The organism is Hydrogenophaga sp., assembly GCF_030656115.1.
In the GTDB taxonomy this organism is placed as follows: Bacteria; Pseudomonadota; Gammaproteobacteria; order Burkholderiales; family Burkholderiaceae_C; genus Hydrogenophaga.
Map to the genome: position 1 here is coordinate 1 of NZ_JAUSOO010000005.1, position 21,793 is coordinate 21,793.

Here is a 21,793-nt window from a genome sequence, read left to right on the forward strand (position 1 = left end):
ATTTCCTGAGTGTTCCCTCAGGCATGTTCAGCTCTTGGGCAACGGTTCGCACGCTTTTGTCCCCGCGCTCTCGCACTTTGATCAAGGCCTGGTTTTCAAACTCTTTGGAGTGATGGTTTCTTTTCATGGGGTGTCGCTTCGATGTGGGTTGTCCACAATTTCGGGGGCGACAAATAGTCTGACATGGGGGGAGACTGACGAGGAAGCGATATTGACCGGACTTGGGAAGACGTACTTGTTTGACTTCTGCCGATAAATTACGGAAAAATTTCTTGGAGACCGTTTATGAACAGTATTGGAGCCTATGCCGATACTGGTTGTTCGAACCATCCCGTATACACAAGTCAGATCCCACCGCTCTGGCGCGCATACCGTAGACCTTCGACAAAGACGGCCACGTCCTGCATGCCCGGCCAGATCGACTTGACCCCCGGCTCGCCATCGCCTTTGCGCGCCAGAAATCCTCCGAGCTGCGCGATCAGCGGCAGCACCGTGTTGCGTTCGGACACCGCCTTGAGCACGGGCTTCTTGTTCAGGATGAACGCCGCCTTCCACTCGTCGGCCTCGAACATCAGGTCCGCCGGCAGCTCCGCCAGCGCACGCCCCAGCCGCATCAACCGGTTGATGCGCCAGGCAATGACCAGGTACAGGGCCAGCGCCGTCTGCAACCGCTCGCTGTCACCGAGTTGCAGCCGCTCGACGCGGCAGCACTCCTTGAGCATCAGGAAGAACAGCTCGATTTCCCAGCGCGCCCGGTACCAGTCGATGAGCTCGCAGGCCTGCTCTAGCGTGTTCGCTTCCCGATTCGTCAGCAAGCGCCAGACCACCGGCTTGACGCCCGCGCAGGCGCATCAATTTCGGCCGCCATCACGCAGGTCACCTCCAGTTCAACCTTGGCGCTGTCCTTCAACATCACCCGCTCGATGCGCACCTGCTGTTGGACCGAGCGGGCCTTGCGTCCACGGCCAGCGGGCAGCTCAAAGCGCACACAGCCCAGCACCGGCGCCTGGCCCACCTTCTCCCACAGCTTGCCGTCCTCGGGCAAGGCCCGGTTATGCTGGCTACGCACCAGGTAGTCGGCCGCGTGGTTAAGCTCACGCGCGCGAACCAGCAGCGCCATGATGTCGCTTTCTCGGTCGCACACGCAGACATGCCGCGTCTGCCCCAGCCTCAGCGCCTGCTCAGCCACACGCTCATAGCTCTCGATCCAACGCATGCTCTCCAGCGCTCCAGGGCGCGTGCCGTCTGCCGCCTTGAACTCGCGCGCCCAGGTCCACGCATTGGTCACACCCAGCAACTCGCGATCGGGCGTCACCACATAGGTTGGGTGCAGGTACAGATCGCGTTGGGCCTCGTAGCACAGCGGCCCCAGGACCGTTGAAGTCGAGCTCGGTAGTGTCCTGCAGGCACAGCACCACCGGGTGCTGGCCGATGCGCTGCTCGCTGGCTTGTCAATGCGCATGCATCACGTCGTCCCAGTTGACGTCCTCGTTCGACAGGAAGCGGTACGCTGCCACCGTCTCGCTCCAGTTCTGACACGCATTCAGAAAACTTGCCTCGGGCTTCTGGGCCAGCCGCTCGGCCAGCAGCACTGCCCTGCGGTTGAGCCGCGCATCGCCCAGATCCAGGGTCCCGAATTCTTTCGCCGCCCAGCTCACACCCGTACTCCGGTCATCACAAAGCCGTCATCCTACGAGATGTGTATAACGGGATGCGTTCGAGCCAGCCTTCGCCACGAATCGGTGTGAATTCATGTGCGCAACGATAGCTATTGTCTGCATGTGGTTGAAATCCCTAGCACCAGCACTTCTGGTCCCTGTTACAGTGGAGACAAAATTTAACAATGTAGGTGTTTGAGGTGCGCAGGTTAACCGTCATGAAGAACCGAACAGGCTGGGTATGTGGTCTTTTGCTGTCCAGCGCACTGGCGTTGCAAGGATGCGCGGCGGACGGAGTTCCTAAAGTCCAGCCGATTGAAGAAGTCCATGGCAGCACATCAACCAAGCCAGTGAATGACGACATTTTCATCCCCAGTGGGGTGTTCCCCAGTACAGGCGAAAAAGCGCAACCGCCAGTTGCGTACGACAACCAGCTGAGCGATGCAGCCAAAGCCAGCACCGTGGGCAGTGCCGGACCATTGATGCCCAGCGTATGGCTTTATGTCTCACTCAGTTCCCAGGCTTTTTTAAATGGGACCGAGTTGGATTCGGGGGTAAATACCCGGGTATGGGAAACCTTTTTACGAAAATACGGATTTCCATTCAAAACGATCATCGGCCCTGAAAAGTTAGAAAACAGTGCTCCTGGAGTGTTGGTGTTGCCCTCTTTGGTGGCGTTGTCGGAGCGTGAAAAGCAGGCAATTATGAAGTTTCGCGCGCAAGGTGGAAGCGTGCTTAGCACTTGGCTTACAGGCGTGCGTGATGAGCACGGAGTTTGGCAAGGGTTCGCATTCATGAAGGCAGGGTTGAATGTAGATGTTGTTGGGGATACGCAAGCTGAAGAAGAAGAGCATTTTATGATGGCGTACGGCGACAGCCCGGTGCTTCATAGCTTGTTGGCTGGGCAGCGAATTTGGCTTGAACGCCTTAAAGGTGTGTATCCCTTGCGACTTCAGGGGCAACAAGCCGCCGCACAGATCATGGACTGGCCTCGTCTGTCTATTGGCAAGAAAGTGAACGCTACACTTGTTTTTGGTGAACATCGGCAGCCCACAGGTATGCTGTCTCGCTCGGTGGTTATGGGCTATCCAGAACGCTTATGGTTATCGGCCGACCCCAAAGCCATGGAAGCTATTGCGCACAATTCTCTGACATGGTTATTTCGCCAGCCAGATGCGCGCTTGGCGGCATGGCCCCACGCATACAGCAATGCGTTATCAATAGCTGTCGTAGCACCTGAAGTCATTGATGACTTTGATCTGGCTTTCGCAGAGCGAATCGAAGAAATAGGGGTTAAAGCTACCTACTATTCCTTGTCGGTAAAAGCTGCCAAGTCCCCATCAATACTTAAAAAGTTACAGGAACAGGGCCACGAACTGGGCTACATGGCTGATTATTTCGAAGGTTTTCAGGGGCAGCCTGCTGACAAGCAAGCCAATCGCTTAAAACTTATGAAACAAGAGTTTGCCCAAGCTGGATTGGTGATCGGTGACACAATTGGTTTCTATGCGCCCATGGAAGCTCAGGACAAAATTACCGAAGGTTTATTAAACCAACAGGGGTTTACATACTTTGTGACATTCATGGACAAGACAGATGGACGCTTGCCAGTGCTATTACCCCGCGCACCAGGTGTTGACAGCACATCACAACCTTTGGTGATGTTACCTCGAACGCAGAGCGGCCCTGAAGATCTCATGATCGAAGGCGATCCTGATGAGGGGCTCAAAAAATACTTGGCAGAGTTTGAGTCTGCATTAGCCATGGGGGGATTGCTGTTTGTACGGTTTCCTAATCAGACGCTGCTTGATGATGAGCAACTCGATGCCATTTTGGGTCAAATGAAAACCCATGCAAAGCGTCTGTGGATGGCACCCAATGGTGCTGTAGCTCGTTGGTGGCTTGAGCGAAATCGCGTCAGTGTTCAGATGGATATGGCCAACGGCGCACTCCGTTTATCGGTTACTGTGGCGGGAAATACGCCCTTGTCGTTGCCTCCCTCGGTAACAGTCAACTTGCCTTATGCGAATGATTCTCTCAAGCTGGTACCGATTGGCCCGCAGGAGGCAACTCTTATTAATATGGTTGCTTTGGATCCTTGGCGTGTGGCTGTATCCCTGGGCCAACTTGCACCAGGAACACATCGTTGGAAAATGCAGTTTGAGAGAGCGGTTCTCATTAATAAAAGATGATTGATATAGGATACACATGACATTGCATTTCAAATGGTCGCTATTTGCTTGTACACGGCGTATGGCTGTGGTTTGGTTGGGTTGTTTGCTTCTTGTGTCAGCACAGGCTCAACCCACTGGTCTGCTCTACGATCCGGAGCCTCCAGTTGACTCAGGATATGTGCGCGTGATGATGGCTGCTGACATACCAAAGGTCTCGGTGGTGGTGGATGGGAAAATTAGGGTTCCATCTTTGGATAAAAATCAAATTAGTGACTATATGGTGATGGGTGTCGGAAAACACAGAATAGAGATGTTATCTGTCGGAAGAACTGCTGCATCCATAGAACTTGATGTAGTTCGTGCATCTGTAATGACGTTGGTCTTTACTTCGGCTGGCGCAGCCCCGCAAGTGTTTGTTGACAAAATCAGTACCAATAAACTCAAAGCTATGCTCAGCGTTTATCAGTTGGCAAGTAAGGATGAACCATTGGATATTTTGACCAGTGATGGAGCTACAAAAGTATTTTCCAGTTTGGCATATGGTAAGTTAGGGGCCATGCAGGTCAACCCCATATCAGTTACGCTGATCGCTACAAATCCCGGTGATAAAACGTCATTGGCAAATGCTTCTTTGGTCATGACGCAAGGGGGAGCCTACAGCGTGTTTTTGTTGCCCACCAAGATTGACAAAATTGTTGCGGTTGTTGTACAAAATAAAATTGAACGATATACGGGTAAATAAGTTTTTCTATACTTGATGGAAATATTGCTATGAAACTTAAATCAACTTTTACATACTGCGCTCTGGTCGCTGCTGCTACTCTATCTCTCTCTGCTCAAGCTCAAGACGGTTCGACAGTGGTAGTGGGTAAAAATAATTGGTTGTTTACCAAATATGAATTTGCCCATCCTTCTGATGCGGCTGATACCCAAGCGACTATTCAGATGCTAGAAAAGATTAACAAGATGTTTGAGCGAAAGGGTATTGCTCTTGCATTGGCAATAGTGCCATCCAAGATAAGAGTGAATGCTGATCAGTTGCCCGATGGTGTTAAGTTAGATGAGTACACGGCGCAAAAATATGAGAATGCTGTCAAGTCTTTGAAGGCTTCTGGCGTCAATGTTGTTAATCTGAATCAATCCTTCTTGAATAGCCCTGACCGTGAAGGTGAGAAGTCGCTTTTTATGCGGCTTGATACCCATTGGTCGAATTCGGGTGCTATGTTGGCCGCCGAAACTATTAAGGCAGAAATAGATGTAAATCCAATCCTTAAAGCTGCATGGGGTGCTACGCCAGAAGAAAAATACACACTGACCTGGAATGCAAGAAGTACTCCAGTGCGTACACGCGACTTGGTAAGGCTGCTTCCGAGTGGCTCAGCGAATTACCCCCCTGAGTTGGTATTACAGTTTAAAGTCAAAAGAGATAATGAATCGAGTGCTGGATTGCTTGCTGGCGGTGATGCTACGTTGATAACGGCAATTGGGAGTAGTTATTCCAATAAAAATACTGGTTATCCTGATGCTCTCCGATATGTGTTGCAGAGAAATATTTTGGATATATCCATTCCCGTCGATCAAGGTCCTTGGGTAGGAATGGAATCCTATTTGAAAGATGAAGCTTTCAAAACTACTAAGCCAAAAATGATTATTTGGGAGATTCCTGAGCGTGAACTTCGTTCGCCTCCAAACTACAAGCATCGTGATGCTCGGTATGTAATTGATAATAATGATTGGTTGTCTCGGGTTGATGCGCTTTTGAAATGAGATTTGTGTATTGTTTCGTTCTTTATCCTTCGTAACTTGTGCCAAGCTATTAGGCAGTGCTATTCGTCTAGATTTTCTGCGTCATGGTGTTTCTTGTTGAATGTCAGCGGCTTGCAGGAATTTTATATGAGGTGATTTGTCTACTGGCTTGGTGTTTTTTAAGCTATCGTGTGCTGTTTGATTTAAAAGTTGATCGGCAAGGAGAGCAGTAGCGATATGACTGTTTGTTGTGGTTGGGTGAATTGTGAGTTTCTTGCAAAGTGGAGATTTATTTTTTGGCAATGTGGTGGGTAACGATAGTTTCAATTTTGCCGTTTTTTACCCTGATCATTAAGCGCTTGGATTGATTTTTTAATTAAGTCACCCTGCAGAAGATTTTCATCGTATTCAGGCTCGCTGTGTGGATTCTGTAAGGTGAGAGTGGTACTCAGATGAAGTGGAAAACTTCATGAAGATGACTTAATGTAGGAGCGGTTCGGAGTAATTGATTGCAAACTCTAAGTAATTATGACTCCAATATTTATTTGCAGGGTGTGTTGAGTGAAATTTATTATCATTCGCAATAGGTGACTTGGGTTGACGAAAGAGGCGAATTTGATGTGGCCAAAGATAGACGTGTTTTAAGACTTGATGCTTTGTCCAATAATCGCGTAAATAATAGGTTGTTTTACTTCGTATGAGTTGTTTTTTATCATTAGAAGCTACCACTCTTTTTGTTGGCGTTACCTCTCTACTTACGGAGAGCTTTGCGATGAAAATTATGTGAAAAACTTCTATTGATTGAATTGTGTCAGTAGAAATTTATAAGCTGTGGCGCTCGCTTACTTACAGGGATTTCATTTAGGGCCCAGCGTTGACACGATCACCATGAATCGTGAGTGGTATAGAACCTCCGTGCAGATGGCCGAGATTATTTGGTGAATCTGTAGATGCAGGTGCCGCATTGTGCGCACGATAGAAGTCTTGCCTGCGGAGTTTTTGTCCCACCGTAGGCCCTGAGTGCGCCGGCCTCATTCGCAAGGAGCAGGCCACAACCCCCAATCGCACTTGGCTTGTGAAAGGAGTGTCGGCAGTATTTTTGTGCACCTCTGGGAGACTGACACAGGTAGCTCTTTTTCTCGCACAGTGCAATTGGTGCAGAAAGCTAAAGCTAAAAACTTGTTGAGTTTGATCCTGTGCTTGCATTCAACGTGTTGGACAATGTTTGCACACGAGAGCGGCTTTGCGACGAAGTTGCTCAGTGTTGAGTTTGGGTTGGGTGTCCAGATTTCTTTGTGGCGATTAGACGGTTCCGCCCATGATTGACGAAGATGCTGTGACCACCTTCATCAATACTGAGTGCTGTGTGGCTTTTAAAGCATATCGATTTCTGTTTTTGCCATGCAGTGATGGTACATCTTCCCCACGTATATTTGATATTCTTGTCTTTGATTGTTGCGGTTGGTGAAAATAGCTGGGATATCATTTTCTGATAATTTCGAAATTGCAATTTGAAACATTTGATATATAAATCTAAATTGTTTCAAATCCTGATGTGTTTCTTGAATGTGCATGCAAATTATGCAGACACTGCTTGAGTTATGAAATGAAATTCCTGTTTGGATACAATTTTTGTTGATTGTGTTTAATGATTCTGGAAAATCAAGATATGTTCAAGTGTCACGGATTGATTTTTTCAAGAAGTTTTTTTTGGCTTTCACTTGTCATATCGATGACGGGGTGCAGTTCACTTTCCATCGACAAATCATCTCAATTTATGGGTGAATTTGTAACCTCTATACAGGCAATAAGTGCCCCTCAAGAATTGGGTGGAGAACAAGCGAATCAAGGTCCATTGCACAAACCTAGGCAGTGGCAGAGGAAGCGAAAAAGCTTTGTTCCGAGTGATCCAAGTCAGGTTCGCGTATGGTTATTTTCTTCGCTGGCATCACAAGCTCAATTGATGAGGCTTGGGGCTGATCCAACCACTGGAATTCGAATGTGGGAGAACTACTTAAATTTTAACAGAATTCCTTTTGTTCGTATTACATCGGCTGATGATATTGATACAGCAAAAATATCGGGGGTACTGATATTGCCCTCGGTGGTGGTAATGAGTGAGTCTGAAAAAGAAGCGGTTAAGCGGTGGCGAGAAAGAGGTGGTTCAGTTCTTTCAACTTGGTTGAGTGCTGCATATTCAGCAACAGGCGAGTCAATAGGTTATTCGTTCATGCGTGATGTTTTGGATGTGGTTGTTTCCGGGAATACGCAGGATGAAATTGACGATACCTATATGGTCATGAAAGGTGATAACCCTGTTTCAAATTCGCCGGCAGGGTTGCGTGTATGGTTGGAACGCGTTCCAAATCAACTGCCTTTAAGATTGATTGGAAAAAATGAGGCTGCTTATATCATGAGCTGGTCTCGTACTTTAGGCGCAAAAAAACCAGCTGGACTGATTGCTTTTGATGAGCGACGTATTTCAAAAGATATTACGTCACGCACAGTTACGCTCGGGTTTCCTGAACAAAATTGGTTGCGCTCTGATACGAGACAATTGTCAGCGATTACACGTGGTGCATTATCTTGGTTATTTAGAGAGCCTCATGCTTATGTTGGTGCATGGCCTTCTCCTTATCAGAATGCTATCCTATTTGCGATACAAGCTGCAGAACCAGTTAGGCAAGCTGAGGTTGATATTGGAAATGCTTATCGTAAATTGGGAGGGGTGGCGACTTACTACGTTTTAGGCAGTAATATCGACAAAGCGGTACCTTTTGTTGAAAAAATTGCAGCGCAAGGTCATGAAATTGGTTTTTATGGTGACATATTCGAATCGTTCGACAAACAGCCTGAAAGTCAGCAGCTTGAACGTTTGGAGACAATGAAGAAGCAAGTTTTAAAATCGGGTCTCAAAATTCAAGAGCCGTTTAGTTTTTCGACGCCAATGAATGGTTATGATAGTACTACTCGTCGTTTATTGGAGGAGAAAGGTTTCGGAAATTATTTATCCTTCATGGAGTTAACTGAAAGTGCATTGCCTTTCGTTGCCAGTAGAAATTCCGATGGATCGCCAAGAACTACCGTTTTACCGCGCACATTGACTTCACCGGAAGAGGTTATCATGGAGTTTGGGGCAGAAGATGGTATGACAAGTTATTTAGATTCGTTGGATATGTCTACGAAAATGGGTGGAATTTCTGTGGTTTCTATTCCATCTGAGAACCTGATTCCGCCTGAAGAGCTGCGACGCTTATTCGATAAGTTTTCCAAGTTAAATGATCAATCATGGTTCTCTTCTGCACGTCAAATTTCACATTGGTGGAGTCAACGTGAAGGCATCTCTGTTTTACTAGAGCCACACCCACAAGGCTATTCACTTTCCACAACGGTCACTAAAGCGATATCTTCATCTAATTCGATTGGTATTTGGATTAATCTTCCTCGGTTAGATAGCAGGATTCAATTTCTTGGATTGACAGATACGGACAAATCTCCAGCTGTACTCGTTAAGGATGGTTTTCGGGTGGTCATGAATTTGAGTGTTCCTGCTGTTGGGCAAAAAAAATGGTTGATTAAGTTTGATTGATTTTGATAAATTGTTGTAGGTTGCTTGTTGAGTTCGGATGGGTGGTGTTTTTAGTTATTTTCGCAGGTCTGGTTATTGTTTTTTGCTTAATGAATTTTTTGAATATTTTCATGTTGATGGAATTTTTTTACTTACATGTTTAAATTTTTCTGTGTTTTGGTTTGCTTGCTGTTCGCTGCCTCTGCCGCGTTGGCTAAAACTTCTGCAGAGAGTAAATTATTTCTTTACATTAGTCCGACAACTCATGATTATTTTTTGTCTCAAAATGAAACGTATGAATTATCTGTGAAACGTTGGCGCACACACTTGAGGAAATTTGGGAAACAAGCACACACGATTGGTCGCGAGCAACTTGTGGGTGGAGTTCTATTGGGCACTTTAATTCTTCCAAATAGTGTTGCTTTGGCTGCTGATGAACGAGAGGCTATAAAACTTTTTGTTTCGCGGGGTGGTAATTTGTTAGGGAGCGGGTTGGTCGGTTCTCGTGATTCTTCTGGGAACTACGTCGGATTGGATTTTTTGCAATCTATATTTCATGTTGAGACTAACGGTTTTTTTCAAGAAACGTCTGACTCATTTTTTATGCCATATGGTGACGGCCCTGTAACCTGGCCAGTTCCTGCTGGCAGAAGAATGCCGTTATTGTCTGCTAAAGATTCTGTTCTTCGACTCAAATCTGATAATTTGGCATCCGTAGTTATGGACTGGTCTCGCACCATGGATTTACAGCCCAATGGTGTCATGGCATTCAATGAAATAGGTCTTAGTCGGTTGGTTTATTTTTCATTTCCAGATACAGCTTGGCCGTACAACAGGGATGTTCAGTTGGTGATGGATGCGAGCCTTGCGTGGTTAAGACGTGAGCCAATAGCGTATAAAGCTGCTTGGCCAGACGGTTATGTGGCTTCCCATTTGATTGAAATGGATACTGAAGATAAATTCGCAACTGCAGTTCGCTTGGCAGAGCTTCTTGAGGGGGAAGGATTTAGAGGAACGTTTTATTGCCTGACCTCCGAAGCAGTTCGAGAGCCTAAAACAGTTCATAATCTTTTGGCTCGGGGTCATGAGATTGCTTATCATGCCGATGTCCATTTCGGTTTCAATGGTGATCCCGGTGGAGAGCAAGAGCTTCGTATTGCTTTTATGATTCAACAAATGCAAAGCATTATTGGTGAGCGCTCGAAAGAGGCGACTGGCTTTCGTGCGCCGACAGAATCATACGACGCAACTACCGAATCATTACTGCACAAGTACGGCATAAAACATCACGCTGCTGATTTGAGCTCAAGCGCTGATCGGCTGCCTTTTTTTTCGGACCCGGGAGGGGGGCGCTTAAATTTCAGTCAATCTTTGGTTGTGTTGCCACGCACTCAGCGAGATGATATAGAATTTCAAAAATTGCAGTTTAATGCCGATGCAATATTGGCTAATTTATTGTATGATCTAAATCACACTGTAAATAGTGGTGCATTTGGTCTTTTGTCGGTTCATTCGCAATATTTTGTTGATGGGGGGTTTATGCTAAGCCCTATGAGAAGTTACGTGAAAAGAGTCTCGGATTTCAGGGATAGACTTTGGGTGGCGCGCGGTGATGAGATAGCCAATTGGTGGCGTAGGCGAGAGGTTGTAACCATCAAGCAAAAAAAACGAGAGTCAACGTTGACTATTCTAGTTGATAGCCCGATTTCTGTGCCTGGCTTAAGTGTTTTTGTTACAGTGCCTCGAAAGAATGCAGTCATGAGGATTGTAGATATCTCAAATACATCTTCGGTTCGCGTAAAGAAGATTGACTCGTTTCGTTCGGCTCTTATTTTTGATAAACATAAAGAAGGTAAGACCGTCTTAAGTCTGGTGTTTGATGATGGTCGATGATTGTACCGGATTGGATTGTCCAGAAGGCATGGGGTGAATATTTTTGCTATGGAGTTAGGTGATTTTACTTATATGAGTTTTCGTGGACACATTATTTTTGTGAAAATCAGCCACTTATGAAATTCTTCACATGAAGAGATATCGGCTAATGTCTTGGTATGATCAAATGAATCATGAATATCTTGATCATCGGCAAATCATTCCACCTTGTATATGCTCTTGGTTCGAGATTAGAGTATCTAAAATGGCTTGCGACAGTTCTAGATCATAACCGTGAATGTTTCCTTGACCGCCATATCCAGGTTCTGAGTTGTATCCGGGAAAAAGCTGTCCTGCCTGTATTTGAAGAGGATTCGCTTGTAAGCCGAAAATTGCCTTGTATCGGCTGATGACTTGGTAATCTAGTCGTTGAGCATGGTCGTAGATGAGCCTGTTGCGTTCACTCCATTGTTGTGCTTGGGTGGACATGGTGGCGCCGATATCCACCCAAAAATAGGCAGCGTTGGGTGCCAAAGATTTGAGCTTGTGCATCAGTTGCTCCTGACTTTCTGCAAAATCAGCCTCCAGCAAGTTGGTACCCAAAATGATGATGATGACTTTGGCATTCGAAATAAGCGCAGCATCAGCGTCAACGCTCTCAAGTGCTGATTTCTGGATGTGTGTGCCCGGCGTGGTGATGGAGCGTCCGCCGTCAAAACTGATTTTTTGTGGACCACGTAGCAACGCACGGAGAGTCACTTCTAGGCCGGCGTGTTTGAGCCCCATACCCAGCGAGTCGGCCAGGACGTAAGCAGAAGCTGGGCTGATCTCGCATGCTCTCGCAGGGGGGGGGGCCTTGATCCCTTGTTTGACTGGGTCGGCACTGGCCGAGATCGGTGTACTGCTGAAAAAGCAAGCGAAACCCAACGCACGAATACAATATGTAACCTTTGACATGTCGCAGCACCGATGTAGTGTGTAGAACTGGGCAGTTTAAGAGGTCGGGAAGTTGCCGGATGCAACAAGGGGAGGACGTCTGGCAAGAATTTCTCTGGTGGCTTGAGGGCATGTACCGTTTCATAACATTATTCACTGCTGGCTATGGTTTTCACCTCCCATGTGTTCCTGTTTTTGTTCCTGCCGCTGTTTTTGGCGGTTTACTACGTATCGCCATTTCGGCTTCGCTCGGGAATCATCCTGGTTTTTAGTTATTTTTTTTACGGTTGGTGGCGACCTGATTTTGCGTTGTTGCTGGCAGGGGTGACGCTGGGAACCTACTGGCTGACCTTGCTGATGGAGTCAGAGAGCTGGAGAGACAGGCGCAAGCTGGTGCTTACCTTTGGCGTTGTGGGCAATCTTTTGGCGTTGGGTTACTTTAAGTATTTCAATTTTGGCATGGACAGTATGAACCTGCTATTGGCAGGTTTGGGCGTAGGGCCTATGGAGTACAGTCGCGTGCTGTTACCGATCGGGTTGTCATTTTTTATTTTTCAGGCCATCAGCTACATGGTGGATGTGTACCGAGGGGATGCACCCGTTACGCAAAACGTATTTGATTTTGCTGCTTTTATTTCATTTTTTCCTCAATTGGTGGCCGGCCCTGTGTTGCGTTACCAGCCGCTGGCGGACCAGTTTCGTGAGCGGGTGCATTCATGGTCGCATTTTTCACATGGTTGTCTGCTGTTTATGGCGGGGTTTTCTGGCAAGGTGCTGATTGCAGATCCCATGAATCCGTTGGTGGAGTCGGCATTCAGCGTTGCTGCGCCAACCATGGCCGATGCTTGGTTGGGAGCATTGGCTTACACCATTCAACTCTTTTTTGATTTCAGCGGCTACAGCACCATGGCGATTGGCTTGGGATTGATGGTCGGCTTTCACTTTCCCAAGAATTTCAATGACCCTTACGTTTCTGCCTCTATCACCGAATTCTGGCGTCGTTGGCACATTTCTCTTTCCACGTGGCTGCGGATGTATTTGTATGTCCCACTGGGGGGCAATCGCAAAGGATCGGTGAGAACCTATGTCAACTTGATGGCCACCATGGTGTTAGGGGGGTTGTGGCATGGCGCCAACTGGACGTTTATTGTCTGGGGCTTTTGGCATGGGGGGCTCTTGGCGCTTGAGCGTTACTGGCGCAGCAAGTTCCCGAGACCGATGTTGCCCAGGTGGGTGGCGGTGCTGTTTACCCTGGTGCTTGTGATGATCGGTTGGGTGTTTTTCAGAGCTGTCAACGTTACTGCGGCGTTGACCATGCTCACAGCTATGTTTGGTCTATCGGGTGGATGGTCTTTGACTTTCAGTCCGTCCATGGCTTGGCAAGTCGTGCCTGAGAGGCTGTGGGTCATGGCGGTAGGGGGGTTGCTGGTCTTTGCGCTGCCTTGGGTCAAGCGATCTGTTGTGGGGCGTGCTCGATTGTTGATTTTGCCGATTTTTGTTTGGGCGGTAGCAACGCTTTCTTCGCAGGCGTTCACGCCGTTCCTCTATTTCCAATTCTGAGGCCGCACCATGGATGAAGATCGTATGCAAATTCCGTTACGGGCCCCACTGGAGGTCTGGCTGGCGGGTGCTTTGATGATTCTGTTGATGCTTTTCGGTCTGTGGCAGGCATCGTATGCCTTGCGCGATCCGGCCCTTGCAGATGTGCCAACGACAATGGAGGACATGCGCTCGGGTGTTGCGTCTGAAAAGTTCAGTAAGCATGTGGACATGCATTTGCCTGCCCGTCATGCTCTTATTGCCACAGCGAACGCAGGACGCTACACCATTTTTCAGGGGACGGGGGACGACGTACGGTTGGGGCGGAACGAGTGGCTATTCTCCGTTGAAGAAATCAAATACGAGGCACAAGCTGACGTTTGGATGGGGCAACGGTTGGATACCGTGGCTCGTGTATCTAAGTGGCTGAATCAAAGAGGGATTCTTCTGGTGGTAGCCTTGCTTCCAGATAAGGCCCGCGTTCATGAGGCTCAGTTGGCCAGTGGTACTTACCCCGTCTGGTATGCACACCGCTATGGTTCAGCGCTGCAAAGTCTGCGTACTGCAGGTGTCCAGACGGTTGATGTGCGTGATGTGTTGGAGCCTGAGGGTAAGCGCAGGCCCATGTTTTACAGCACCGATACCCACTGGAACCAAGAGGGGGCGGATCTCGTTGCGCAGGCTGTGGCACGACGCGTGCGCGAACTTGCTCCCTATTTGCCTGAAGTTCGGTTCAAGACAGAGTTGTCGGCGGAGAGCAAAACCCGCGTGGGTGATTTGCTGAGGTTGATTGGCCTGAGTGATGCGCCCGATTGGTTGCGGCCCAATCCTGACATCGAAAGCGTACAAACCACGGTGCTGGTCAGTGAAAAGGCGCAAGGAGGCTTGATGGATGATGTCAGTGTACCGGTCGTGCTGGTGGGCACATCGTACTCACGTCGAGCCAATTTTCATGGGGCTTTGCAGCAACACCTCTCTGCTGAGGTATTGAACATGTCCAAAGACGGCGGTGGTTTTTCTGCTGCCATGAACGGGTATTTGAAGGGTGAGGAATTCATGAATTCACCGCCTCAGGTGCTGATCTGGGAAATTCCCGAGCGTGTGCTTTCGCAACCGTTGTCTTTGGTTGACACGCAGGGCTGGCCATTTTGAACGGTGGCTTGGTCTGGGCGACTTCCGTGACGGCAAAGGCAGGGCTTGCCATCCATGCAGGCTTCTCTCTGGTGCGAGCCAGTCTGCGAAAGGTCACACTCATTTCAAAAGGGCTCAGCACATCAAGGTCGCCTCTTCCGTCAGCCCAGCAACGGGCCGAACAGGCGTGTAGTTTATGTGTTGTTCGTTGAGCTGCGAAAATCGTGCTCTTTGGTTTGAAGAAAGATTGCTATGTTGCTTGATGCTACAGATTCCCAGCTGGTGCTGGTTGATTACCAGTCCCGCCTGATGCCTGTCATTTTTGAGGGCCCTCAGGTACTGGCCAATGCGGTGCGTCTTGCACGCATGGCGCAGTTGCTGGAGGTTCCTGTGTGGGGCACCGAGCAAAATCCCCAGAAGCTTGGCACCAACCCACCCGAATTGCGCGATCTGTGCCAAAAAACCTTGTCAAAAATGCATTTTGGTGCGGCGTCTGATGGTTTGGTGGATTGGCTTCGTCCACCACCGCGCCCAGCGGGGGGCAACGCTCGTAGCCTGCCCAAGCATTTGCAGAAGTCCACAGCATCTGCGCCCGAAAGGGCCACCATCGTGCTGGCTGGTTGCGAGGCACATGTGTGCTTGTTGCAGACAGCGCTTGAATTGATTGAACAGGAGCTGGACGTGTGGGTGGTGACCGATGCCTGCAGTTCGCGCACCGAGCGCAACCGTGATGCCGCGTTTGACCGTTTGGCCGGAGCTGGTGCCGAACTGGTTACAACCGAAATGGTCGCCTTTGAATGGCTTCGTACAGCCAACCATCCCTTGTTTCGCGATGTGCAGGCGCTGATTAAGTAAGACCGCTGCCAGATCAGGCTCAATTTTGCAGTGGTTTTTGGCGCTTCTATCGTTCATAGAAGGCATCGGTTCTGAGTCTCGCCCATGACCGTAGCATATTTTGCGGGGCGGCATTCGTGGGATGTCAGACTCTCGCAAGTCTGAGCTTCATAATTATGAATTCAGTTTGAGCCGCCGGGTATGGTCCGGGTGGCTTATGTCCGTTGTCGCAAAAAATCACCACGCTGGAGACTCTTATGAGCAATCCCCAAGGCTACGCCGAATTTCACCGCCGTTCGATCGAGGACCGCGACGCTTTCTGGGCTGAGCAGGCCCGACTGGTGGACTGGCACAAACCGTTTGACCGGGTTTGCAATTACGACAACCCACCCTTCGCGCGCTGGTTTGAGGGTGGCTTGACCAACCTGTGCCACAACGCGGTGGACCGCCACCTGAAAGACCGGGCCGACCAGAACGCGCTGATCTTCGTGTCCACCGAAACCGACGTGGAGAAGATCTACAGCTTCCGTGAACTGCACACCGAGGTACAGCGCATGGCCGCCATCCTCATGGACCAAGGTGTGAAGAAGGGCGACCGCGTTCTGATATACATGCCCATGATTCCCGAAGCCGCTTTTGCCATGCTGGCCTGCGTGCGCATCGGCGCCATTCACTCTGTGGTGTTTGGTGGTTTCGCCAGCCATTCGCTGGCCAGCCGCATCGAAGACGCCTCACCCGTGGCCATCGTCAGTGCCGACGCTGGCTCGCGCGGCGGCAAGGTGGTGGAATACAAGCCGCTGTTGGACGAAGCGATCAAGCTCTCCAACCACAAACCGTCCAAAGTGGTGATGGTCAACCGGGGCTTGGCCGCGTTCAACGCAGTGGAAGGTAGGGATGTGGATTACAGCGCCTCACGCGCCCAGCACATGGACACCGTGGTGCCCTGCGAGTGGGTGGACGCTACCCACCCGAGCTACACGCTCTACACCAGCGGTACCACCGGCAAGCCCAAGGGCGTGCAGCGCGACACCGGTGGCTACACCGTGGCGCTGGCCGCCTCCATGAAGCACATTTACATGGGCGAGCCCGGCGAAACCTACTTTTCCACCAGCGACATTGGCTGGGTGGTGGGCCACAGCTACATCATTTACGGCCCACTGATCGGTGGCATGGCCACCATCATGTATGAAGGTCTGCCCATTCGACCAGACGCCGGCATCTGGTGGCAACTGGTCGAAAAGTACAAGGTCACCGTCATGTTCAGCGCTCCCACAGCGGTGCGTGTGCTCAAAAAATACGACTCTTCGTTTATCAAGAAATATGATCTGTCCAGCCTCAAGGCCCTGTTCCTGGCGGGCGAGCCGCTGGATGAAACCACCGCCAAGTGGATCTCTGACGAGTTGGGCAAACCCATCGTAGATAATTACTGGCAGACCGAAACCGGCTGGCCCATTCTGGCGATCTGCAACGGCGTGGAAAAGGCTGACAGCAAATTTGGTTCGCCGGGCAAAGCGGTATACGGATATGACGTGAAGCTGCTGGACGACCAGACCGGCGAAGAACTCGAGGGTGGCAACCAGAAGGGGGTGGTTGCCGTTGAAGGTCCGTTGCCTCCGGGGTGCATGCAGACTATCTGGGGTGACGATGCGCGCTTTGTTAAAACCTACTGGTCCAGCGTGCCGGGCAAGGTGGTTTACAGCACCTTCGATTGGGGTATCCGCGACGCAGACGGTTATTACTTCATCTTAGGCCGCACCGACGACGTGATCAACGTCGCCGGTCACCGTTTGGGTACCCGCGAGATCGAGGAAAGTATCTCCAGTCATCCGCGTATTGCAGAAGTGGCCGTGGTCGGCGTGGCTGACCAACTCAAGGGCCAGGTCGCTATGGCGTTTGCCGTGGTGAAAGATGCCTCTTTGCTTGCTGACGACGCCTCTCGTCTGAAGTTGGAAGGCGAAGTGATGAAGTTGGTGGACGAGCAACTCGGTGCGGTGGCGCGTCCGGCACGTGTGCGTTTCGTAAATGTGTTGCCCAAGACCCGGAGCGGCAAATTGCTGCGTCGCGCCATCCAGGCTGTTTGCGAAGGCCGCGATGCCGGTGACCTGACCACGATGGACGACCCTGCGGCGCTGCAACAGATCAAAGATTTGATGGGCTGAGCTCGAACGCTGTTCGTCGGTGGTGCTTCCCAGTCATGGGACGCACCACTCCTCGCAAGAAACACCCGTTAACTGATTGATTTTCATGGTGTTTTCAAACGGTGTTTTTGGAAGGGATGAGCTGCATGCCCATCGCCTTGGCCTTCTGGGCGAGGTTGTGCAAGACCCTCTGGCGGTAGCGTTCTTCAAAGTATTCCTGCCCCCGGTCGGTGTATTCCTGGCCGTGTCGGAGCATGGCGCAGGGGGTGTATGAACTCCCTCCACCTGTGGGGGGCTGGGGTGAGGGGCTCTGCGCACCTTTCATCATGAGAGGGCTGTTGCCTTGGTGTACAACTGTACGCGTCGTATTCCTGGCCCAAGCGGGCCTGTTCGCGTCTACTGCCCACGCCTTGCCGTGGGGCGTACAACCACAGGGTGAACAGGATGCGCGGGTCAATCGCCGCACGGCCGGTCGTGCGGCCACGCGCCTTGATGGCTTGGAGCCGTTTGCTCAGGTCCTGGCGTTCGACGGGCTGCACGCTCATTTTTGCTTGGTCGCTTCTCGCTTTTTGTTGGCTTTGCGTCTTTGCGGCGTGCGCATCAGGTAAACCACCAGTATGACTGGCATCAAACCGTAAAGAAAAAAGGTCACAATGGCTCCCAGCACGGTGCCTGTGCTGTTGAAAGCTTCGGCCACCGACATCATAAGTACCACGTAAATCCAACCGATCACCACCAGATACACAGTGTTCCTTGAAGTCCAGGACAGGTTGTCAGCTTGCTGGAAGCCGTGAAACCGACACTAGGGAAAACCCGGAATCTCTCCCTAGAGGGATAGATAATAAGCCTCAGGCAAAACCATTGGAGACAAGCATGACATCTGGTAAACCACCCGCAAAGCCTTGGCAAGATGCAGCACAGGAATTTCAGAAAAATCTCATTGCGCAGTGGACGCAGGCGGCGCAGGCCTTCCCTGGTGCTGCTCAGGCGGGTTCGCAGGGCATTACCGATCCCTTCGCTGCCTTCAAGGCCTTTATGCCGCAAACCGGTTCGGCTAACCCGTTTGGCATGGCTATGCCAGATTTGGGTGCAGGCATGCCCAACTTGGCAAGCATGGGCGATTTGTTCGCCAAAGCTGCAGGCCAGAAGGTGAGCTTTGATCCTTCCAAAATGATTGAAATTCAAAACACCTACCTTAAAGAGGTGACAGATCTGTGGAATCAGGGGCTGGACGCAAAACCTGTCAACGACCGCCGTTTCTCTGCTGAGGCGTGGGCAAACAACCCGGTGGCGGCTTTTTCTGCTGCGGCCTATTTGCTCAATGCACGCACGCTCATGGCCATGGCCGACGCGGTGGACGGTGACACCAAAACCAAAAGCCGAGTGCGTTTTGCGGTGCAGCAATGGATCGATGCCAGTGCACCCAGCAACTTCCTGGCTTTCAATGCCGACGCGCAAAAGAAAGCCATCGAAACCAAGGGTGAGAGCATCGCCAAGGGCGTGGCCAATCTGCTGCACGACATGAAGCAGGGTCATGTGTCCATGACGGACGAGAGCGTCTTTGAGGTAGGCAAAAACGTGGCCACCACCGAAGGCGGCGTGGTGTTCGAGAACGAGTTGTTCCAGCTGATCGAATACAAACCGCTCACCGCCAAGGTGTACGAGCGTCCGTTCCTGCTGGTGCCGCCGTGCATCAACAAGTTCTATATCCTCGACTTGCAACCGGCCAATTCGCTGATCCGCTATTGCGTGGAGCAGGGCCACCGCACCTTTGTGGTGAGTTGGCGCAACCCCGATGAGTCTCTGGCGCACAAAACCTGGGACAACTACATTGAAGATGCGGTAATCAAGGCCATTGGCGTCACGCAAGACATCACTGGCGCTGAGACCCTCAACGCGCTAGGTTTTTGTGTGGGCGGCACCATGCTGAGCAACGCGCTTGCTGTGTTGGCTGCGCGGGGCGAGGAGCCTGTGAATTGCGCCACCTTCCTCACCACCCTGATCGACTTCACCGACACCGGTATTCTTGATGTCTTCATCGACGAAAATTTCGTGAAGATGCGCGAGATGCAGTTTGCTCAGGGCGGCCTGATGCCCGGCCGAGATCTGGCCACCACCTTCAGCTTCCTGCGTCCCAATGACTTGGTGTGGAACTACGTGGTGGGCAACTACCTCAAGGGCGAGTCGCCACCGCCGTTTGACCTGCTGTACTGGAACTCGGACGCAACCAACCTGCCTGGCCCGTACTACGCTTGGTACCTGCGTCAGACCTACCTGGAAAACAACCTTGTCAAGCCCGGCAAAACCGAAGTTTGTGGTGAAAAAATCGATTTTCGCCAAGTCAAGTTGCCGGTTTACATCTACGGTTCGCGCGAAGACCACATCGTGCCAATTGGCGGCGCTTATGCCAGTACCCAGGTGTTCCCGGGCAAGAAGCGCTTTGTCATGGGCGCGTCGGGGCACATTGCTGGTGTCATCAACCCGCCCGCTGCTGGCAAGCGCAGCCACTGGATCGGCCCTGCTGGCCAGTTCCCAGCCGATGTGAACGAGTGGATTGAAAGTGCTACCGAGCACAAAGGCAGTTGGTGGACCGACTGGGCTGCTTGGCTTAAGCCGCAGGCTGGCAAGCAAATTGCTGCGCCCAAGACCTATGGCAAAGGCAAGCAATACGCCGTTATTGAGCCTGCACCTGGCCGCTACGTGAAAGCCAAGGGCTGATACTTTTTAAGGGAGATCTGGCCATCCTGGTGGCTGGACTGCGTTTGCAGATCACTTCCTGAATTCCCCGTTTATTTACCTGAGGAGACCTCAAATGGAAGATATCGTCATCGTTTCAGCAGCCCGCACCGCCGTGGGTAAATTTGGCGGCTCGCTCGCCAAGGTGCCCGCTACCGAGTTGGGTTCCATCGTCATCAAAGCCTTGTTGGAGCGCAGTGGCCTGCCAGTGGACGCTGTGGGTGAGGTCATCATGGGCCAGGTCTTGGCTGCAGGCTGTGGCCAAAACCCGGCCCGCCAGGCCATGATGAAAGCCGGTGTGGCCAAGGAAACCCCAGCGCTGACCATCAACGCCGTGTGCGGCTCGGGCCTGAAGGCCGTGATGCTCGCCGCCCAGGCCGTGGCCTGGGGTGACAGCGAAATTGTGATCGCTGGTGGCCAGGAAAACATGAGCGCCAGCCCGCATGTGCTCAACGGCAGCCGCGATGGCCAGCGCATGGGCGACTGGAAAATGACCGACACCATGATCGTCGACGGCCTGTGGGACGTGTACAACCAGTACCACATGGGTATCACCGCCGAGAACGTGGCCAAGGCCCACGGCATCACCCGCGAGATGCAGGATGCGCTGGCCGCAGGCAGCCAACGCAAAGCCGCTGCCGCGCAGGCCGCTGGCAAGTTCCAGGACGAGATCGTCGGCGTGAGCATTCCGCAGCGCAAAGGCGATCCGGTCCTGTTCAACAGCGACGAATTCATCAACGCCAAGACCACCGCCGAGGTGTTGGCTGGTCTGCGCCCTGCGTTCGACAAGGCCGGTTCGGTAACCGCCGGCAATGCCTCGGGCATCAACGACGGCGCCGCTGCTGTGATGGTGATGACGGCCAAAAAGGCCGCAGCCCTGGGCCTCACGCCGCTGGCGCGTATTGCCGCTTTCGGCACCAGCGGCCTCGACCCCGCCACCATGGGTATGGGTCCTGTGCCGGCCTCGCAAAAAGCGCTGGCCCGTGCGGGATGGAAGGCGTCCGATGTGGATCTTTTTGAACTCAACGAAGCTTTTGCCGCACAAGCTTGCGCCGTGAACCAGGCGCTGGACATCGACCCTGCCAAGGTGAACGTCAACGGTGGTGCCATCGCCATCGGGCATCCCATCGGGGCATCCGGTTGCCGCATTCTGGTGACGCTGTTGCATGAAATGCAGCGCACCAATGCCAAGAAGGGCTTGGCGGCGCTGTGCATTGGTGGCGGCATGGGCGTATCGCTGGCCGTTGAGCGTTGATTCCGCTCAGCCGTGCGAGGGGCGCTGCCAGATACGGCGCTCTTCGCACTGTCCGTAGCTGTGCAGGCAGCTTCGGTGTCCCGGCGCTCAGCCATTCAAGAGACGGTGCAAGTGGATCAGTGGATTCGATTCCATCGCGCTCTTGAGAAACACATTTATTCCGATCCATTTTTTCCGCCATTTCGGCACCACCAAGAGGAGCAAAC

Annotated in this window: 15 protein-coding genes and 1 pseudogene; 11 read left to right on the forward strand and 5 right to left on the reverse strand. The window is 51.3% G+C overall.

The features are described 5' to 3' along the window. Window positions 1–344 precede the first annotated feature (344 nt). A pseudogene (locus tag Q7J58_RS00270) lies at window positions 345–1,658 on the reverse strand (IS4 family transposase). Between the two features lie 218 nt (window positions 1,659–1,876). Here Q7J58_RS00270 and Q7J58_RS00275 point away from each other — a divergent pair. From Q7J58_RS00275 to Q7J58_RS00285, 3 genes are read left to right on the forward strand one after another with little or no spacing between them, the layout of a single operon-like run. Then, window positions 1,877–3,850 (forward strand): hypothetical protein, encoded by a 1,974-nt coding sequence (locus Q7J58_RS00275; protein WP_304821747.1) that lies wholly within the window; start codon window positions 1,877–1,879, stop codon window positions 3,848–3,850. Window positions 3,851–3,866: 16 nt separating this feature from the next. Further along, window positions 3,867–4,574 (forward strand): alginate O-acetyltransferase AlgF, encoded by a 708-nt coding sequence (locus Q7J58_RS00280; RefSeq protein WP_304821749.1) that lies wholly within the window; start codon window positions 3,867–3,869, stop codon window positions 4,572–4,574. Between the two features lie 29 nt (window positions 4,575–4,603). Continuing rightward, window positions 4,604–5,599: a hypothetical protein gene (locus Q7J58_RS00285; RefSeq protein WP_304821752.1), complete on the forward strand. Its 996-nt coding sequence runs from the start codon at window positions 4,604–4,606 to the stop codon at window positions 5,597–5,599. Between the two features lie 81 nt (window positions 5,600–5,680). On the opposite strand, the gene Q7J58_RS00290 is transcribed toward Q7J58_RS00285, so the two are convergent. After that, entirely contained in the window at window positions 5,681–5,905 is a 225-nt protein-coding gene (locus tag Q7J58_RS00290; RefSeq protein ID WP_304821754.1) for a hypothetical protein, read from the reverse strand. A gap of 1,321 nt (window positions 5,906–7,226) precedes the next feature. On the opposite strand from Q7J58_RS00290, the gene Q7J58_RS00295 reads away from it, so the two are divergent. Further along, the gene (locus Q7J58_RS00295) at window positions 7,227–9,167 is read left to right on the forward strand and encodes a polysaccharide deacetylase family protein (protein ID WP_304821757.1); all 1,941 of its coding nucleotides are present in this window, start codon (window positions 7,227–7,229) and stop codon (window positions 9,165–9,167) included. A gap of 135 nt (window positions 9,168–9,302) precedes the next feature. After that, on the forward strand, window positions 9,303–11,039 hold the full coding sequence (locus Q7J58_RS00300) for a polysaccharide deacetylase family protein (protein ID WP_304821760.1): 1,737 nt from the start codon (window positions 9,303–9,305) through the stop codon (window positions 11,037–11,039). Window positions 11,040–11,225: 186 nt separating this feature from the next. Here the strand turns inward: Q7J58_RS00300 and Q7J58_RS00305 are convergent, their stop codons facing one another. After that, window positions 11,226–11,975: a hypothetical protein gene (locus Q7J58_RS00305; RefSeq protein WP_304821763.1), complete on the reverse strand. Its 750-nt coding sequence runs from the start codon at window positions 11,973–11,975 to the stop codon at window positions 11,226–11,228. Window positions 11,976–12,119: 144 nt separating this feature from the next. Here Q7J58_RS00305 and Q7J58_RS00310 point away from each other — a divergent pair, with 144 nt between their 5' ends. From Q7J58_RS00310 to Q7J58_RS00325, 4 genes are all read left to right on the forward strand, one after another. After that, window positions 12,120–13,514: an MBOAT family protein gene (locus Q7J58_RS00310; RefSeq protein WP_304821765.1), complete on the forward strand. Its 1,395-nt coding sequence runs from the start codon at window positions 12,120–12,122 to the stop codon at window positions 13,512–13,514. 9 nt (window positions 13,515–13,523) lie between these two features. After that, a complete protein-coding gene (locus Q7J58_RS00315) occupies window positions 13,524–14,645 on the forward strand; it encodes a hypothetical protein (protein WP_304821768.1) in 1,122 nt (373 codons plus the stop codon). A gap of 231 nt (window positions 14,646–14,876) precedes the next feature. Beyond that, a complete protein-coding gene (locus Q7J58_RS00320; RefSeq protein ID WP_304821771.1) occupies window positions 14,877–15,479 on the forward strand; it encodes an isochorismatase family protein in 603 nt (200 codons plus the stop codon). 236 nt (window positions 15,480–15,715) lie between these two features. After that, a complete protein-coding gene (locus tag Q7J58_RS00325; protein WP_304821774.1) occupies window positions 15,716–17,617 on the forward strand; it encodes a propionate--CoA ligase in 1,902 nt (633 codons plus the stop codon). A 94-nt stretch (window positions 17,618–17,711) separates the two neighbouring features. Here Q7J58_RS00325 and Q7J58_RS00330 read toward each other — a convergent pair whose 3' ends face one another. Next, a complete protein-coding gene (locus Q7J58_RS00330) occupies window positions 17,712–17,852 on the reverse strand; it encodes a hypothetical protein (protein ID WP_304821972.1) in 141 nt (46 codons plus the stop codon). A 285-nt stretch (window positions 17,853–18,137) separates the two neighbouring features. Continuing rightward, a complete protein-coding gene (locus Q7J58_RS00335; protein ID WP_336623457.1) occupies window positions 18,138–18,341 on the reverse strand; it encodes a hypothetical protein in 204 nt (67 codons plus the stop codon). A gap of 350 nt (window positions 18,342–18,691) precedes the next feature. Here Q7J58_RS00335 and phaC point away from each other — a divergent pair, with 350 nt between their 5' ends. Together phaC and Q7J58_RS00345 are read left to right on the forward strand one after the other, a co-directional pair. After that, window positions 18,692–20,314: a class I poly(R)-hydroxyalkanoic acid synthase gene (phaC, locus tag Q7J58_RS00340; protein WP_304821936.1), complete on the forward strand. Its 1,623-nt coding sequence runs from the start codon at window positions 18,692–18,694 to the stop codon at window positions 20,312–20,314. A 94-nt stretch (window positions 20,315–20,408) separates the two neighbouring features. Then, entirely contained in the window at window positions 20,409–21,587 is a 1,179-nt protein-coding gene (locus Q7J58_RS00345) for an acetyl-CoA C-acetyltransferase (RefSeq protein ID WP_304821776.1), read from the forward strand. Window positions 21,588–21,793: the final 206 nt, after the last annotated feature.

Bases quoted from the DNA above. Each gene is read 5' to 3' on its own strand.
- Q7J58_RS00330 (WP_304821972.1), bottom strand. From the start codon at position 17,852: ATGCTCCGACACGGCCAGGAATACACCGACCGGGGGCAGGAATACTTT.
- Q7J58_RS00295 (WP_304821757.1), top strand. From the start codon at position 7,227: ATGATTCTGGAAAATCAAGATATGTTCAAGTGTCACGGATTGATTTTT.
- Q7J58_RS00300 (WP_304821760.1), top strand. From the start codon at position 9,303: ATGTTTAAATTTTTCTGTGTTTTGGTTTGCTTGCTGTTCGCTGCCTCT.
- Q7J58_RS00275 (WP_304821747.1), top strand. From the start codon at position 1,877: ATGAAGAACCGAACAGGCTGGGTATGTGGTCTTTTGCTGTCCAGCGCA.
- Q7J58_RS00305 (WP_304821763.1), bottom strand. From the start codon at position 11,975: ATGTCAAAGGTTACATATTGTATTCGTGCGTTGGGTTTCGCTTGCTTT.
- Q7J58_RS00325 (WP_304821774.1), top strand. From the start codon at position 15,716: ATGAGCAATCCCCAAGGCTACGCCGAATTTCACCGCCGTTCGATCGAG.
- Q7J58_RS00315 (WP_304821768.1), top strand. From the start codon at position 13,524: ATGGATGAAGATCGTATGCAAATTCCGTTACGGGCCCCACTGGAGGTC.
- Q7J58_RS00320 (WP_304821771.1), top strand. From the start codon at position 14,877: ATGTTGCTTGATGCTACAGATTCCCAGCTGGTGCTGGTTGATTACCAG.
- Q7J58_RS00280 (WP_304821749.1), top strand. From the start codon at position 3,867: ATGACATTGCATTTCAAATGGTCGCTATTTGCTTGTACACGGCGTATG.
- Q7J58_RS00345 (WP_304821776.1), top strand. From the start codon at position 20,409: ATGGAAGATATCGTCATCGTTTCAGCAGCCCGCACCGCCGTGGGTAAA.
- phaC (WP_304821936.1), top strand. From the start codon at position 18,692: ATGCCCAACTTGGCAAGCATGGGCGATTTGTTCGCCAAAGCTGCAGGC.
- Q7J58_RS00310 (WP_304821765.1), top strand. From the start codon at position 12,120: ATGGTTTTCACCTCCCATGTGTTCCTGTTTTTGTTCCTGCCGCTGTTT.
- Q7J58_RS00285 (WP_304821752.1), top strand. From the start codon at position 4,604: ATGAAACTTAAATCAACTTTTACATACTGCGCTCTGGTCGCTGCTGCT.